The sequence below is a fragment of the Parabacteroides vesiculifaciens genome (assembly GCF_049860805.1).
Taxonomy (GTDB): Bacteria; Bacteroidota; Bacteroidia; order Bacteroidales; family Tannerellaceae; genus Parabacteroides.
In genome coordinates, this window is sequence record NZ_CP187555.1 from 1,942,106 (window position 1) to 1,955,872 (window position 13,767).

11 protein-coding genes are annotated in these 13,767 nt (G+C 50.0%); 1 reads left to right on the forward strand and 10 read right to left on the reverse strand.

Annotated features, from left to right (window positions below; all coding sequences use genetic code 11):
* Window positions 1-41 precede the first annotated feature (41 nt).
* The 3 genes from ACPYIV_RS07955 to ACPYIV_RS07965 form a co-directional block, all read right to left on the reverse strand.
* A complete protein-coding gene (locus ACPYIV_RS07955) occupies window positions 42-203 on the reverse strand; it encodes a hypothetical protein (RefSeq protein ID WP_425886290.1) in 162 nt (53 codons plus the stop codon).
* A 219-nt stretch (window positions 204-422) separates the two neighbouring features.
* Window positions 423-1,313 (reverse strand): Rpn family recombination-promoting nuclease/putative transposase, encoded by an 891-nt coding sequence (locus ACPYIV_RS07960; RefSeq protein ID WP_301827949.1) that lies wholly within the window; start codon window positions 1,311-1,313, stop codon window positions 423-425.
* A gap of 204 nt (window positions 1,314-1,517) precedes the next feature.
* The gene (locus tag ACPYIV_RS07965; protein ID WP_293732944.1) at window positions 1,518-2,063 is read right to left on the reverse strand and encodes a hypothetical protein; all 546 of its coding nucleotides are present in this window, start codon (window positions 2,061-2,063) and stop codon (window positions 1,518-1,520) included.
* A gap of 589 nt (window positions 2,064-2,652) precedes the next feature.
* On the opposite strand from ACPYIV_RS07965, the gene ACPYIV_RS07970 reads away from it, so the two are divergent.
* Entirely contained in the window at window positions 2,653-2,907 is a 255-nt protein-coding gene (locus ACPYIV_RS07970) for a GlsB/YeaQ/YmgE family stress response membrane protein (protein ID WP_425886291.1), read from the forward strand.
* A 50-nt stretch (window positions 2,908-2,957) separates the two neighbouring features.
* Here the strand turns inward: ACPYIV_RS07970 and ACPYIV_RS07975 are convergent, their stop codons facing one another.
* The 7 genes from ACPYIV_RS07975 to ACPYIV_RS08005 all read right to left on the reverse strand — a co-directional run bounded on the left by ACPYIV_RS07975 (window position 2,958) and on the right by ACPYIV_RS08005 (window position 13,395).
* Window positions 2,958-3,626: a hypothetical protein gene (locus ACPYIV_RS07975; RefSeq protein ID WP_425886292.1), complete on the reverse strand. Its 669-nt coding sequence runs from the start codon at window positions 3,624-3,626 to the stop codon at window positions 2,958-2,960.
* An 84-nt stretch (window positions 3,627-3,710) separates the two neighbouring features.
* Complete coding sequence (locus ACPYIV_RS07980; protein WP_425886293.1) at window positions 3,711-4,289, reverse strand: LutC/YkgG family protein; 579 nt, start codon at window positions 4,287-4,289, stop codon at window positions 3,711-3,713.
* A gap of 7 nt (window positions 4,290-4,296) precedes the next feature.
* Entirely contained in the window at window positions 4,297-5,664 is a 1,368-nt protein-coding gene (locus ACPYIV_RS07985; RefSeq protein ID WP_293732948.1) for a lactate utilization protein B, read from the reverse strand.
* Complete coding sequence (locus ACPYIV_RS07990; RefSeq protein ID WP_293732949.1) at window positions 5,661-6,401, reverse strand: (Fe-S)-binding protein; 741 nt, start codon at window positions 6,399-6,401, stop codon at window positions 5,661-5,663. Before ACPYIV_RS07990 ends, ACPYIV_RS07985 begins: the two co-directional genes overlap by 4 nt.
* Before the next feature lie 536 nt (window positions 6,402-6,937).
* A complete protein-coding gene (gene carB, locus ACPYIV_RS07995) occupies window positions 6,938-10,168 on the reverse strand; it encodes a carbamoyl-phosphate synthase (glutamine-hydrolyzing) large subunit (protein WP_425886294.1) in 3,231 nt (1,076 codons plus the stop codon).
* A 127-nt stretch (window positions 10,169-10,295) separates the two neighbouring features.
* Window positions 10,296-11,489, reverse strand: coding sequence for a glutamine-hydrolyzing carbamoyl-phosphate synthase small subunit (gene carA / locus ACPYIV_RS08000; protein ID WP_301705179.1), 1,194 nt, complete (start codon window positions 11,487-11,489; stop codon window positions 10,296-10,298).
* 28 nt (window positions 11,490-11,517) lie between these two features.
* Window positions 11,518-13,395, reverse strand: coding sequence for an amidophosphoribosyltransferase (locus ACPYIV_RS08005; RefSeq protein ID WP_425886295.1), 1,878 nt, complete (start codon window positions 13,393-13,395; stop codon window positions 11,518-11,520).
* Window positions 13,396-13,767 lie beyond the last annotated feature (372 nt).

The following is a 13,767-nucleotide window of genomic DNA, read 5'->3' on the forward strand; positions in this document are numbered from 1 at the left end:
TTCGGATTTTTAAGATTATTAAATTGTATCAAATTATAGCCCTATTCTTTGCCGTTCTCGTTAAAAGATGCTACTTTAGCACCCGATTTCGAACCGGAATCAAGCATTTTGATACACTCTCTCTTTCTCGGTAAGAAAGAGAGAGTGTTTTGCTTTCTATCTCTTTGTTTTTCAATTTGTATCATATCTGTCACCTTTTTCATTTTTATACTGTTACTATTACTATCGCTTTCCTTTTTTAACGTTTCTTGCTACACACGGGCAACATAAAAACTCACACACCCCTGCCCCCTCTCGAAGAAAGGAAAAGGTACTTTCAGACACACAAAAAGTTGCGCAACACCCGACAAGGATGTTGCGTAACGATTCGTGCACCCGGTTATTCTATACAGATGCGATTGATAAAAAAAGGAGAAAAGTCTTTAATCCGAAAGTGCGGATATGTCTTCAATGGATAGACCTGTACATTGGGCTATTACTTCGGACGGGATTCCCTGTTTTTTCAAATTGATGGCGATTTGACGTTGGCTTTCAGCTTTACCTTCTGCTTTACCTTCTGCTCGACCATCGGCATGGCCTTCGATCCAACCTGTTTTAATAACACTTCGTTGGTAACGAATTGCCTCCATATCCGAATAATAACGTTGTTTTTCTGAAGGGCTGAGCTGGTCTATGCGCAAACGTTCACTGGCTTCCTGCAAGCCGGGAGCTGTGCTACCATGTGCGATTTCGCCGGTTTTGAGGAATTTGATCCATTCGTCAAGCGGTGTTTTTGCCTGGTCGTTGAAGCCTTCGACACGAAGAACATAGTATTCCGGAAATATATCACCTGCCTCCTCGCGGACAAACTGTTCGCGTTGGCGAACCGAGAGCTGCAGGATATCATCATAGTGGATGCCTTTGAAAACCGTACGACCATGATAGACATAATCTTTACCCTGGCCTAACTCAAAATAAACGATATTGATGGAATAGATCTTACGGATTATACCATATTCCTGGCCTTCGTTTATATACTCGGTGACAGCTTTGGATGCACCATACAGCATACGGTGAAAATAATCCAGTTCACGGTTGTTCTGAACCTCTATGATGATAAGCTCGCCTTTGCTGTCTTCAGCAAGCATATCTACACGGTTGAACTTGTCTTCACAGTCATCTTTGTTACCTTCGCTTTCAAGCAGACGCACAATCGTGATCTTCTCTTCAAGCAACGTAGAAAGAAAACCTTCCAAAATAACAAAATTGGATTTGTTACGCAAAAGGCGCTTGACAGCCCAATCGAAACGAACTAATGCAGATTGATTTTCCATAGTTATTTATTTTTATATGAATATCTTACTGCAAAGATACTATTCTTTTTGAGCTTTCAACCTTTTATACAACTATTTATAGGAACATCACGAAATAAAAAGAACCTTTTCCTTTTTATTATCAATCTCATCATGTCAAAGAACTCGTTTTCCCCGGTTGCTGCAAGGTCCGGGGAGGACCTTTTTTATCCGGTACTTTCGTCCCTACGGGAGTTCCTGGATACAACGGGTTGTTTGGGCATCCTGGGGATACCAAACTTTCGCTATTTCCATACTGTTTGTCTCCTCTCCTAATACGAATGAAAAACCATAACTTGATTTTCCCGTAATTCCGGTATGTTCGCGTACCCAAAAAATAGCCTTCTCACCCACAAAATGAAATTCATCTAAAAACCTCCAATAACCCGTCATACGGACATAAGTGGCTTCTCCGCTACCATTGGCCGTATAATAGAAGTATGCACCTCCGTCGGCATCGGCAGTAGAGGAGTTGGCCATATTCGCATTACCAGATATCATGCCATCCGATCCGGGTGTCCCGGTAAAGAATGTATATAAATTCTTATACGAAATCACCCTCCAACCGGCAGGACACGGATCATTGAATGTCTTTTTGCCATTCTCGTTAAAAGATGCTACTTTAGCACCCGATTTTGAATCCGATTCAAGCATTTTGATACACACTCTCTTTCTCCATAAGAAAGAGAGTGTGTTTTGTTTTATATAATCCTGATATTCATTTCTTATCATGCCAACCGTCTTTTCTACTTCTATGTTGTCATCTCTCTTTATCGCTTTCCTTTTTTACGCACATTAACATTTTAATATTTACACATTCCCTTGCTTCCTCTCGAGAGGGGAAGAAGATACTCCCGGACACACGAAAAGCTGCGCAACATCGGGCGGGATGCTACGTAACGATTCATGCATCTGGTTATTTTTTTTACAGATGCGATCGATAAGGATAGATTGTTTTATATGGAGATTTTCATTCAGTATCTCCTCGAAATACTCGATATCTCCGGCATGCAACACCTGCAACATCAAAACAAGACGGTCATTTTTAACCGGACCTCCATCCAACTCTGGATGATAGTACGATAAACTGTTTTTACTTCACGATTAGGGATCTGCTACTCGTATTCTATCAAATCTTCAGAGGTCAAGACCGGATCAGAGGCTTTCAGATAACCACTGAAAAGCATAAAAGACCAGATATTACTGGATTTAACCAATAAATCAGGAAAAGCTAACTTGTCTTTTATCACGCTACGCCTCTGAATCAACATTCTGCGCCTATAAACGGTTATAGTATCATATAACATAAAATTTAAACGCTATGGGTTTTCTATGGTACATTATTATTGGTATAGTAGCCGGATTTCTTGCCGGTAAAATCATGCGGGGCGGTGGCTTCGGAGTGATAATCAATCTGATTTTGGGGATAGTCGGCGGCGTGTTAGGCGGCTGGGTATTCGGGTTGTTCGGAATTGCGGCTTCAGGTATCATCGGCAGCCTGATCACGGCAACGGCCGGAGCTATTCTGGTATTGTGGATTGCTTCGTTGTTTAATAAGCCGAGAAATGTGGATTAACTGTAATCGGGCATACTAACTTCGACACAAAGTTAGTATGCCTGATTATCTTATTCCTTCACTGTGTACATAATAAAGTAACATCCGTCAGGCACCGTCTTAAAGCGGAAGCCATCCAGGTTCAAAACTGTTCTGCCTCCATCGACCTGGATATTTTTGAAGACTTTCCGATCGATTCTCTTTCCTTTATCGTTTTTCAGTTCGATCGTGAGGTCGACCGTCCGGGGCTGTCCCAAGTTAAACAGGACCGGGTCAATACGATCGCCCGGACCGTACACGACATCGACGTTGCCGCTACCCGCCCAGACCGGCTTGAAAACAGATTGGTTGGCATAATAGGCCAGTTTGGGAACGCCGAACGGGTCGGTCAACGGTTTCTGGTAGGTGAACATATTCGATCCCGATTCGAGGCTGCACCAGGAAAAGCCGTCATAGCCAATCAGGATCTGTTTCTTCATCAACTCCCAGGCAGCAAAAGCCTGGAATGCCTGGCTGATTCTCCACTCCGAAGCATCGAGAAGGCGGCCTATGCTGCCTTTCTCATACTCCCATTCATAGGACTGGACCTCGAACCACGGCTCTTTTTCCGCCAATGTCCAGTTCGGTTGTGCGGCTGATTCTTCGTGTTCAAAGTTAAAATAAGCCTTATCGTTTGCGGCCAGGCAAGAAGCGGCCCATTTGTTGGGAGGTATGTACCTGTGCCCCGGTATAAGGGGCAAACAAGGCACTTAAAAGCATCCAAAAAGCTATATTCTTCATAATGTATTTATTCTTCAGGTATTTAACTTCAGCTTGTAAAAGCCCTATTTCAGTATCACCAATACCCCGACCGGTCCGTGTGCACCAAAAACCAAAGCCTGCTCGATATCGGCAGTTTTGGACGGGCCGGAGATGAAAGCACCGAAATCGTACATCATGTTTTCCGTCCGCCGATAGGCTTCGTGCATATTGTCCACGATCGAATTGCGGTCTATCAGCATAACCAGGCTGTTGGAGATAAAATACAATGCTTTATGCTTCACCTGGCGGGTGATCCAGACGGCGCCGTTCTCGGCTACACCGAAATGGCCTTCCACGATGGCAAGGTCGGTATTATCCAACTCGCGGGGATCGTCGAGATCGTCGAGGTTGAAGGTGGCACAAGTGATACCGGGAAGATTGGAGGCGATGCGGGTTGCCTCCGGAAAATGGCTACGGATGATATCGTTGATATCGTCGCCAGGCTGCATCAGGACGGCTTGTCCCCCGGCTGCTTTCAGAGAGTCAGTGAACTGTGCGATTTTATCTTCGTAAGTGATGGCATCCAGCGTCAGTTCCGGCATCTCGTAACGTTTGCCGGTGTGGCGGCGGATAGCGGATAATATATCGTTTTTACTACTCATTGTCGTATTATTTTATCTTGTTACTTTTCCACATCTCGTTGAACGACTGTTTGGCGAAGGTGGGCAGTTCGCGCCCTTTCCCCCATGCATTCAGAAAGTTATAGATCATAAAACGAGGCATCTCATTGACCACCGGGGCAAACTTCAAAGCCGTGTTGAACAGCTTCGGGCGTTCCATCAGGAACTTCATGCCGCCGGACATGATCTTTTTCTCCGTGCTCGCCTTCCCGACCTTGTCCAAATCCTGACGCCAGCGGTAGATCTGTTCGCCGAGGTCGATCATGACCGGACAGACATTCGAGCAGGAAAGACACAACGAACAAGCGGAAACATTGTCCGAATATTTCACCGGGTCCTTCAGCATTCCTAAATTGATCCCGATCGGGCCGGGAATAAAATAAGTATAGGAATAACCTCCGGTACGGCGATAGACCGGGCAAGTATTCATGCACTGCCCGCAACGGATGCAGTTCAGCGTGCGGATATGGTCGGGACGTGCAAGAATATCGCTCCGGCCGTTATCGACTATGATGATATGGAACTCACCCCCTGCTTTCGGTTTGCAGTAGTGTGACGTGTAGGAAGTTATCGGCTGTCCCGTGCCGGAACGTGCCAGCAGACGGGTGAAGACACCTAACGACTTCCGATCCGGAACGATCTTCTCCATGCCGAACGTAGCGATATGGACATTTGGGAAAGAGGTTCCCATATCGGCATTCCCTTCGTTGGTGCAGACCACTATCTCGCCGGTCGAAGCGACTGCAAAGTTAGCTCCCGTCATGGCGACATCGGCTGTCAGGAACTTCTCGCGCATATTCTTGCGGACAGCATGCGTCAGATAGGTCGGGTCCGAATTTCCTTTTTCCGTATCTAACACGCGTTCCATCATTTCGCCTACCTCCTGCCGCTTGATATGGATAGCGGGCATCACGATATGGCTGGGGTGTAGTTTCATCCATTGGAGGATGCGTTCACCGAGGTCGCTCTCGATGATATCGTACCCTTTCCCGAACAGATAATCGTTCATGCCGCACTCTTCGGTCAACATGGATTTACTCTTTATCAGCGTATGCGCCTTGTGTTGTTGGAGGATTTCATCGACGATCGCATTATGTTCCGCTGCATCTTTCGCCCAATGGACGATCGCCCCGTTGGCCGTGGCGTTCTTCTCGAACTCTTCCAGAAGGGTGTCTAAATGACTATTTGAATAGAGTTTGATGTCACAGGCCAGTTCGCGCAAGCGTTCCCATTCGGGGAGCGAGTGGCTCATTTTATCCCGTTTGGCACGCACCATCCAGAGGGTTTCGTCGTGCCAGGCTTCCTGCTTACGGTTCTTGATGAAGCGGGCAGCCGCTTTTGAATGTTTTGTGCTCATAATCCGGAGGCTAATATTTCAACAATATGAATCGTTTTGATCGGAAGGTTGTCGCGTTTGATCACGCCTTCCATGTGCATCAGGCAGGAACTGTCGGCACCGGTGATGTATTCGGCTCCCGTTTCCATGTGGTCCTTCACCTTGTCCTGTCCCATGCAGACGGAGACTTCGGGTTCCTCCACGGCAAACATACCGCCGAAGCCACAACATTCGTCGATACGCTTCGGTTCGAATATCTCGATGCCCTTCACTAAGGAAAGGAGGTCACGCAACTTGGAGAAATACGGGATATTCCGTTCGCTCGGCGAAGAGAGGTGCAACTCCCGCACACCGTGACAACTATTGTGGATGCTCACCTTGTGGGGAAATTCGGCTTTCAGCTCTTTCACCTTTACGATGTCGTGCAGGAACTCGCAGATATCATAAATCTTCTTGCTGTTCATACACACATGCCCGGCTTTTTCCAGGATGCCGGGATGGTTCTCTTTCACAAAAGCGACACAACTGGCGGAAGGGCCTACCACATACTCGTACGAACGGAACAGTTCTTCCATCCGCAACGCCAACCCCGCCGATTCATGCTCAAACCCGGCATTTGCCATCGGCTGGCCGCAACACGTCTGATCTAACGGATAATCCACATCCAAGCCAAGACTTTTCAATAGTTTATAAGAAGCAACACCAACTTCGGGATATACCGCATTGATATAACAGGGGATAAATAATCCTATCTTCATATTGGTTTATTTTAATTACCACAAATGTAATAATTATTTCTATTACTTTTGGCTTGATCCAAAAGTAACCAAAAGATCAAGGCCGAACCTGCTTCGCTACTTCGTTCCCTTCGTTCGCTGTCGCGTCTGAAACTCGCTTCGCTCAAACAGCAGACGCTCCGAACGCTCACTCCGGTCTCTACGCTTAACGCTCACCAGCTTAGGCCGGAAATAGAGCCTGATGGCTCTTTGGGAATTGCCGACACCGACAGCTCTTTTGCGATCCCGCATCAAGTGCGGGAACAGGCTTGTCCCCGTGCTTGACACGGAGGACGCAGAAGAACTGCCGGTGTCGGCAATCCCCACAGAAAGCGCAGCTTTCTAAGAAAGGCCTAAGCGGACAGGCGTAAAGCGGAGGGTAAAGACGAAGCGTCCGGAGCCTGCGCTGTCTGAGCGAAGCGAGTTCCGCAGGCGACAGCGTAGTCTTTGCCCGGAGTAGCCAGGACGGTTAAGCCTTGACTTTTTGGTTACTTTTGGGTCAAGCCAAAAGTAACAGTTCATTTATACTCTTGCCAACTCCGAATCTGTATATCGTCCATACTCAGCGTACAGAATGCTTCGATGAAGGCGCTTGCCAGACGGGCATTCGTGATGAGCGGGATGTTCAGGTCGATAGCGGCACGGCGGATTTTGTAGCCATTGTCCAACTCACCGGCAGAAAGGTCACGCGGGATGTTCACAACCATGTCGATCTTTTTTTCGTGGAGCATGGTAAGTGCCTGCGGCTCCTTACCCACTTCGCTCGGCCAGTAGACCTCGGTGCTGGGGATGCCGTTTTCTTCAAGGAAGCGGTGCGTCCCACCTGTGGCGAAGAGGTTGTACCCTTTCGCGGCCAGCATCTTGGCGGCATCCAGCATGGCGACTTTCTGTTTCGGCGTACCCGTCGAGAGCAGAATATTCTTTTCAGGGATGCGGAGACCGACGGAGAGCATACTCTTCAGGACCGCCTCGGAAACATCGTCGCCGATGCAGCCTACCTCACCCGTCGAAGCCATGTCGACCCCCAAGACGGGATCGGCTTTCTGCAAGCGGTTGAAGGAGAATTGGGAGGCTTTGATGCCGACATAATCGAGGTCGAACTCGTTCTTATTTGGTTTCTCGACCGGCAAACCTAACATGATGCGGGTAGCCAGTTCGATGAAGTTTATCTTTAGCACCTTGCTGACGAAGGGGAAGGAACGGCTCGCCCGGAGGTTGCATTCGATCACCTTGATCTCGTTGCCTTTCGCCAAATATTGGATGTTGAACGGGCCGGAGATATTCAGCTCTTTCGCGATCTGCTTGCTGATGCGTTTGATGCGGCGTACCGTTTCGACGTAGAGTTTCTGTGCCGGGAACTGGATGGTAGCATCGCCGGAATGCACGCCGGCAAACTCGATATGTTCGGAGATGGCATACATGACGATCTCGCCCTTATCGGCCACCGCATCCATTTCGACCTCTTTGGCATGTTCGATGAACTGGCTGACAACGACCGGATGCTTCTTCGACACGTTGGCCGCCAGTTGCAGAAAGCGCTCGAGTTCCTCCTGGTTGGAGCAGACATTCATGGCGGCACCGCTCAGCACATAGCTCGGACGGACTAAGACCGGGAAACCGACCTCGGCCACAAACTCGTTGATATCCTCCATCGACGAAAGCTCTTTCCAGCGCGGCTGGTCCACACCGATACGATCCAGCATGGCGGAGAACTTCTCGCGGTCCTCGGCATTGTCGATGCTCTTGGCGGATGTCCCTAAGATATTGACATGCTGCTCGTCGAGGCGCATCGCCAGGTTATTCGGGATCTGGCCGCCTGTCGAGACAATCACGCCGTGCGGATTTTCCAGCTCGAGGATATCCATCACACGCTCGAAGGTCAGTTCGTCGAAGTAAAGGCGGTCACACATATCATAGTCGGTCGAAACCGTTTCGGGGTTGTAATTGATCATCACCGAACGCCAGCCCTCCTTACGGATCGTTTCCAACGCCTGCACGCCGCACCAGTCGAACTCGACCGAGCTGCCGATCCGGTAAGCACCGGAACCCAGCACGACGATGGAGCGATGGTCGCCCAGATACTGCACATCGTTTTCCGTACCGCTATAGGTCAGGTACAGGTAGTTCGTCTGCGCCGGATATTCGGCGGCCAACGTATCGATCTGCTTCACGACCGGGACGATACCGTGCTCTTTACGGAACTGGCGTACCTGCATCATACCTTTTTCTATATTCCCTTCAAGGCCGAGGGCACGGGCGATCTGGAAATCGGAGAAACCCTGCACTTTCGCCTTGCGAACGAGTTCCGGATTCAAACGCCAACGCTCGATGCCTTTCATATCGAAGGCGCGCAGTTCCTTATCGGTCTGCATGATTCCGTAGAGTTTTTGCAGGAACCATTTGTCGATCTTCGTCAATTCATGTATCTGGTCGACGGTATATCCGGCGCGGAATGCTTTCGAGATAACGAAGATGCGGGTATCGGTCGGTTCATGGAGCGCCTTGTCGATGTCGGGGATCACCAGTTCCTTGTTTTCCACGAAGCCGTGCATGCCCTGCCCGATCATACGAAGCCCCTTCTGGATCGCCTCTTCGAAGGTACGGCCGATGGCCATCACTTCGCCCACCGATTTCATGCTTGACCCCAATTCGCGGGCCACGCCGTGGAACTTGCCCAAGTCCCAGCGCGGGATCTTGCAGACCACATAGTCGAGAGCCGGTTCGAAGAAAGCGCTTGTCGTCTTCGTCACCGAGTTTTTAAGGTCGAACAGGCCGTAACCCAGTCCCAACTTGGCGGCAACGAAAGCCAGCGGATAACCGGTTGCCTTCGATGCCAACGCAGACGAACGGGATAGCCGGGCGTTCACCTCGATCACGCGGTAGTCTTCGCTCTCAGGATCGAAAGCATACTGTACGTTACATTCGCCCACGATACCGATATGGCGAATGATCCGGATCGCCAGTTCGCGCAGTTTATGATATTCGCTGTTGGTCAGCGTCTGCGACGGAGCGATCACGATGCTTTCGCCGGTATGGATGCCCAGCGGGTCGAAGTTCTCCATGTTGCAGACCGTGATACAGTTGTCGAAACAGTCGCGCACCACTTCATATTCCACTTCTTTCCACCCCTTCAAGCTCTTTTCCACCAACACCTGGGGAGAGAAAGAGAAGGCTTTTTCGACCAGCACGTCTAATTCTTCTTCGTTGTCGCAGAAGCCGGAGCCGAGACCGCCCAATGCGTATGCGGCACGGACGATCACCGGATAGCCCAACCCGGCAGCCGCCCGGCGAGCATCCTCGGCGTTCTCCACCGCTTCGCTCTTGATCGTCTTCACGCCGATCTCGTCGAGCTTGCGGACGAAGAGTTCGCGGTCTTCCGTATCCATGATGGCCTGTACCGGGGTACCGAGCACACGGACGTTATATTTTTCCAGCACGCCGCTCTGGTAAAGCGCCACACCACAGTTCAACGCCGTCTGGCCGCCAAAAGCGAGCAAGATGCCTTCGGGGCGTTCCTTCTCGATTACCTTTTCGACGAAGAAGGGGGTAACGGGCAGGAAATAAACGGTATCTGCCACCCCTTCCGAAGTCTGCACCGTGGCGATGTTCGGGTTGATAAGCACGGTCTGGATTCCCTCTTCCTTAATGGCTTTCAAAGCCTGGCTGCCTGAATAATCGAACTCGCCCGCTTCGCCGATCTTAAGGGCGCCGCTTCCGAGTATCAGGACTTTCTTTATATCTTCTTTCATTTTTCGGACTCTTTTATTCGTTAACATTTTTTAGGGAGGGTGTCTCCGGGTATGCCCGGAGCTCCACTCCCCTTACGCCCGGAGGTCGTCTACGGGCATACCCGGAGATACCCTCCCGGACAGAAGTTTAGAGCAGGTCGACAAACTTATCGAAGATGAACTCCGTATCGGTCGGCCCGCTGCATGCTTCGGGATGGAATTGGGAAGAGAAGAAAGGCTTCGTCTTATGCCGGATTCCTTCGTTTGTCCCGTCGTTCATATTAATAAAGAGCGGTTCCCAGTCAGCCCCCAACGTGTCATTGTCCACCGCGTAGCCGTGATTCTGGGAAGTGATGAAACACTTCTCCGTCCCCACCATGCGCACTGGTTGGTTGTGGCTGCGGTGGCCGTACTTCAGTTTATAGATAGAAGCGCCGCCGGCTTTGGCAAGCAACTGGTTTCCCATGCAGATGCCACAGATCGGTTTGTCTCCACCGAGTGCCTTACGGATATTTTGGACAGCCGCATCGCAAGTGTCCGGGTCGCCGGGACCATTCGATAGGAAAAGCCCGTCGTACTCCAGTTGGTTGAAATCATAGTTCCAGGGGACACGTATCACCGCCACATTCCGCTTCAGGAGGCTGCGGATGATATTGGCCTTCACACCGCAATCGAGAAGCACGACACGCTTCAATTCGGGGTTGAGAGTTGCAATTTGGGTGTTACCGAACGTCCTTGCCGGAAACGACATTTCCGTCCCGCCGGGTTGGTAGCAGATAATATCTTTACAGCTCACACGGTCCACATAGTTGATGCTACCATAGTCCGGCATCTCGAAGGGCATATGCAGGCTGCCCACTTGCATTTGCAATCCGGCGATACCGCCATACTTCGCCCCCGTCTCGTCGTCGATCAGGATACGTCCCATCATTACGCCATGTTCCCGGATCTTCTTCGTCAGTGCACGGGTGTCGATACCGGTGATTCCGGGGATCATCTCACGCTTCAGCCAGTCGCCAAGGCTCTCGACAGCATTCCAATGGCTATATTCTTCGCTATAGTCACTCACGATAATCGCCTCTGCATGGATTTTCTCACTCTCCATGAAGGTCGGCAAGCCGTTCTCTTCGATCGAGAAAGGAGGCACCCCATAGTTTCCGACCAACGGATAGGTCAGAACCATCAGCTGCCCGGCATACGAAGGATCGGTAAGGCTTTCGGGATAACCGGTCATAGCGGTGTTGAACACCACCTCGCCGGCCACTGCCTTGTCGAAACCAAAAGAGAAGCCGTGAAACATGCTTCCGTCGTCTAAGACCAATGTTGCTGTTTTTCTTGTCATTCTTATTCTATTTTTCAATTTTCCATTTTCAATTTTCCATTTCCACATAATGGATAAGCGCCTCGTTCACCATTCGCGCGCCGCCCGGTGTCGGGTAATCGCCGGAGAAATACCAGTCGCCCGGATGATCGGGGCAGGCGGCATGCAACCCTTCGAGTGTCTGGTAGACGATCTCCACCTTCGCACGTGTCCCGGCGGGGGTAAGCAGTTCTGCCATCTTGGCCGAGATTTCCTCGTCGGTGAAAGGCGCATAAATCTCCTTCACATAGTTCACGGTCGCATCGCACGGCACGGACTGTTGTTGCTTGGCTTTCTTATAAGCATTGAGCAAGACGGATTCCATCCCCCTGTCTGCCAGAAGCGCCACGGCAGCCTTGAACGCGATGAACTCGCTCATGCGGGACATATCGATACCGTAATAATCCGGATAGCGCACCTGCGGAGACGAACTGACCACCACGATCTTCTTCGGGTTCAGGCGGTCTAAGATGCCGATGATGCTCTGCCGGAGCGTCGTACCGCGCACGATACTGTCGTCGATCACGACCAGATTGTCCTCGAAAGGCACGATACTGCCGTACGTGATGTCGTACACATGGGCGGCCAGGTCGTTGCGGCTGTTTCCTTCGGCTATAAAAGTACGCAATTTTATATCTTTAATCGCCACTTTTTCACACCGGACGCGCATGGACAGGATTTGTTCCAGTTCTTCCTCCTGAAGCAGGTGGCTGCGATCGGCGATCCATTCCTTTTTCTTCTTGTTCAGATATTCGTTCATGCCTTCCTGCAACCCGAAGTAGGCGACCTCCGCCGTATTCGGGATAAAGGAGAAGACCGTATGGTTCAGATCACCGTCCACTGCCTTCAGGACGGCAGGCACCAAGTTTTCGCCCAACCGTTTCCGTTCGCGGTAAATATCCCGGTCGCTCCCGCGGGAGAAGTAGATGCGTTCGAACGAGCAGGCCTTATTCTCCTTCGGCTCCATGATCTGCGACGTATGCCAGTCGCCTTGCTTGTTGATGATCAGCGCCTCCCCCCTCTTCAGTTCGTGTACGTCCGCGGCAGGCACGTTCATGGCCGTCTGGATCACCGGGCGTTCGCTTGCCAGGATCACGATCTCGTCGTCGGCATAATAGAACGCCGGACGGATGCCCCAGGGGTCGCGCACGCTGAAAGACTCGCCGCTCCCGGTCAGCCCGCAGATCACGAAACCGCCGTCCCACTGCGGGGCACAACGCCGGAGGACATTCGACAGGTCGACATTCGCCTCGATCGCATTCGTGATCTCCATTCCCTTCAACCCTTCGGCTTCGAACTTCCGGTACAGGCGTTCGATCTCACGGTCTAAGCGGTGTCCCACCTGTTCCAGCATGATGAAGGTGTCGGCATAGGCGCGCGGATGCTGGCCGATGGCTGTTATCTCTTCAAAAATATCCTGTACGTTAGTAAGATTGAAATTACCGCAAAGAGCGAGGTTCTTGGCTCTCCAGTTGTTACGGCGTAAAAAAGGATGGACATAGGAAATACCGGATTTACCGGTCGTACTGTAACGCAGGTGCCCCATGTAAAGCTCTCCTGCAAAAGGAAGGTTTGTTTTAGCAAAAAGCGGATCATTCAGTTTACCGGGCGGCAAATCTTTGTAATGCTCATGAACGGCGGCGAATATCTCGGTAATGGCTCCTGTGCCTAATGCTCTTTCCCGAAACATATATTCTTCGCCGGGGCTGGCTTCCAACTTGACGCATGCTAAACCGGCTCCCTCCTGACCGCGGTTATGCTGCTTTTCCATCAACAAATAGAGCTTATTGAGCCCATACATCCAGGTTCCATACTTCTGATGATAATATTCCAAAGGCTTTAGTAACCGGACCATGGCGACTCCACACTCGTGTTTAAGTACTTCCATTTGGTTCTATCTTGTTTATTTCGACTGCAAAGATACTTACATTATATTACATAATGTTCATACAAACGAAATTTATTTGACACATTAATAGAAATAATCATTTTATCCGTCATTTAGTTAAATTATTTTATAAAACGATATTCTTTCGACAAACCTATCAAATAAAAAGAAAAAGCCCTTTCGCCGCATACGGATTGTAAGAAAGCAAAGGACTTTTTGTATATAATCATTATCGGGGCGGTTTTGTTCCGGGGAATCCAACCTTTATCCCATCAGGACAACCGCAATCACTGTAAGTTATTTATGCGAATCGACTTTATAAATAAAATGCGGCATATCCACTCCCCTATAATGCTTTACGAAGGTTGCCAC

Excerpts from the sequence above, each read along its gene's own strand:
- ACPYIV_RS08005 (WP_425886295.1), bottom strand. The coding sequence starts at position 13,395 with ATGGAAGTACTTAAACACGAGTGTGGAGTCGCCATGGTCCGGTTACTA.
- ACPYIV_RS07955 (WP_425886290.1), bottom strand. The coding sequence starts at position 203 with ATGAAAAAGGTGACAGATATGATACAAATTGAAAAACAAAGAGATAGA.
- ACPYIV_RS07980 (WP_425886293.1), bottom strand. The coding sequence starts at position 4,289 with ATGAGTAGTAAAAACGATATATTATCCGCTATCCGCCGCCACACCGGC.
- carA (WP_301705179.1), bottom strand. The coding sequence starts at position 11,489 with ATGACAAGAAAAACAGCAACATTGGTCTTAGACGACGGAAGCATGTTT.
- ACPYIV_RS07960 (WP_301827949.1), bottom strand. The coding sequence starts at position 1,313 with ATGGAAAATCAATCTGCATTAGTTCGTTTCGATTGGGCTGTCAAGCGC.
- carB (WP_425886294.1), bottom strand. The coding sequence starts at position 10,168 with ATGAAAGAAGATATAAAGAAAGTCCTGATACTCGGAAGCGGCGCCCTT.
- ACPYIV_RS07985 (WP_293732948.1), bottom strand. The coding sequence starts at position 5,664 with ATGAGCACAAAACATTCAAAAGCGGCTGCCCGCTTCATCAAGAACCGT.
- ACPYIV_RS07970 (WP_425886291.1), top strand. The coding sequence starts at position 2,653 with ATGGGTTTTCTATGGTACATTATTATTGGTATAGTAGCCGGATTTCTT.
- ACPYIV_RS07990 (WP_293732949.1), bottom strand. The coding sequence starts at position 6,401 with ATGAAGATAGGATTATTTATCCCCTGTTATATCAATGCGGTATATCCC.
- ACPYIV_RS07965 (WP_293732944.1), bottom strand. The coding sequence starts at position 2,063 with ATGATAAGAAATGAATATCAGGATTATATAAAACAAAACACACTCTCT.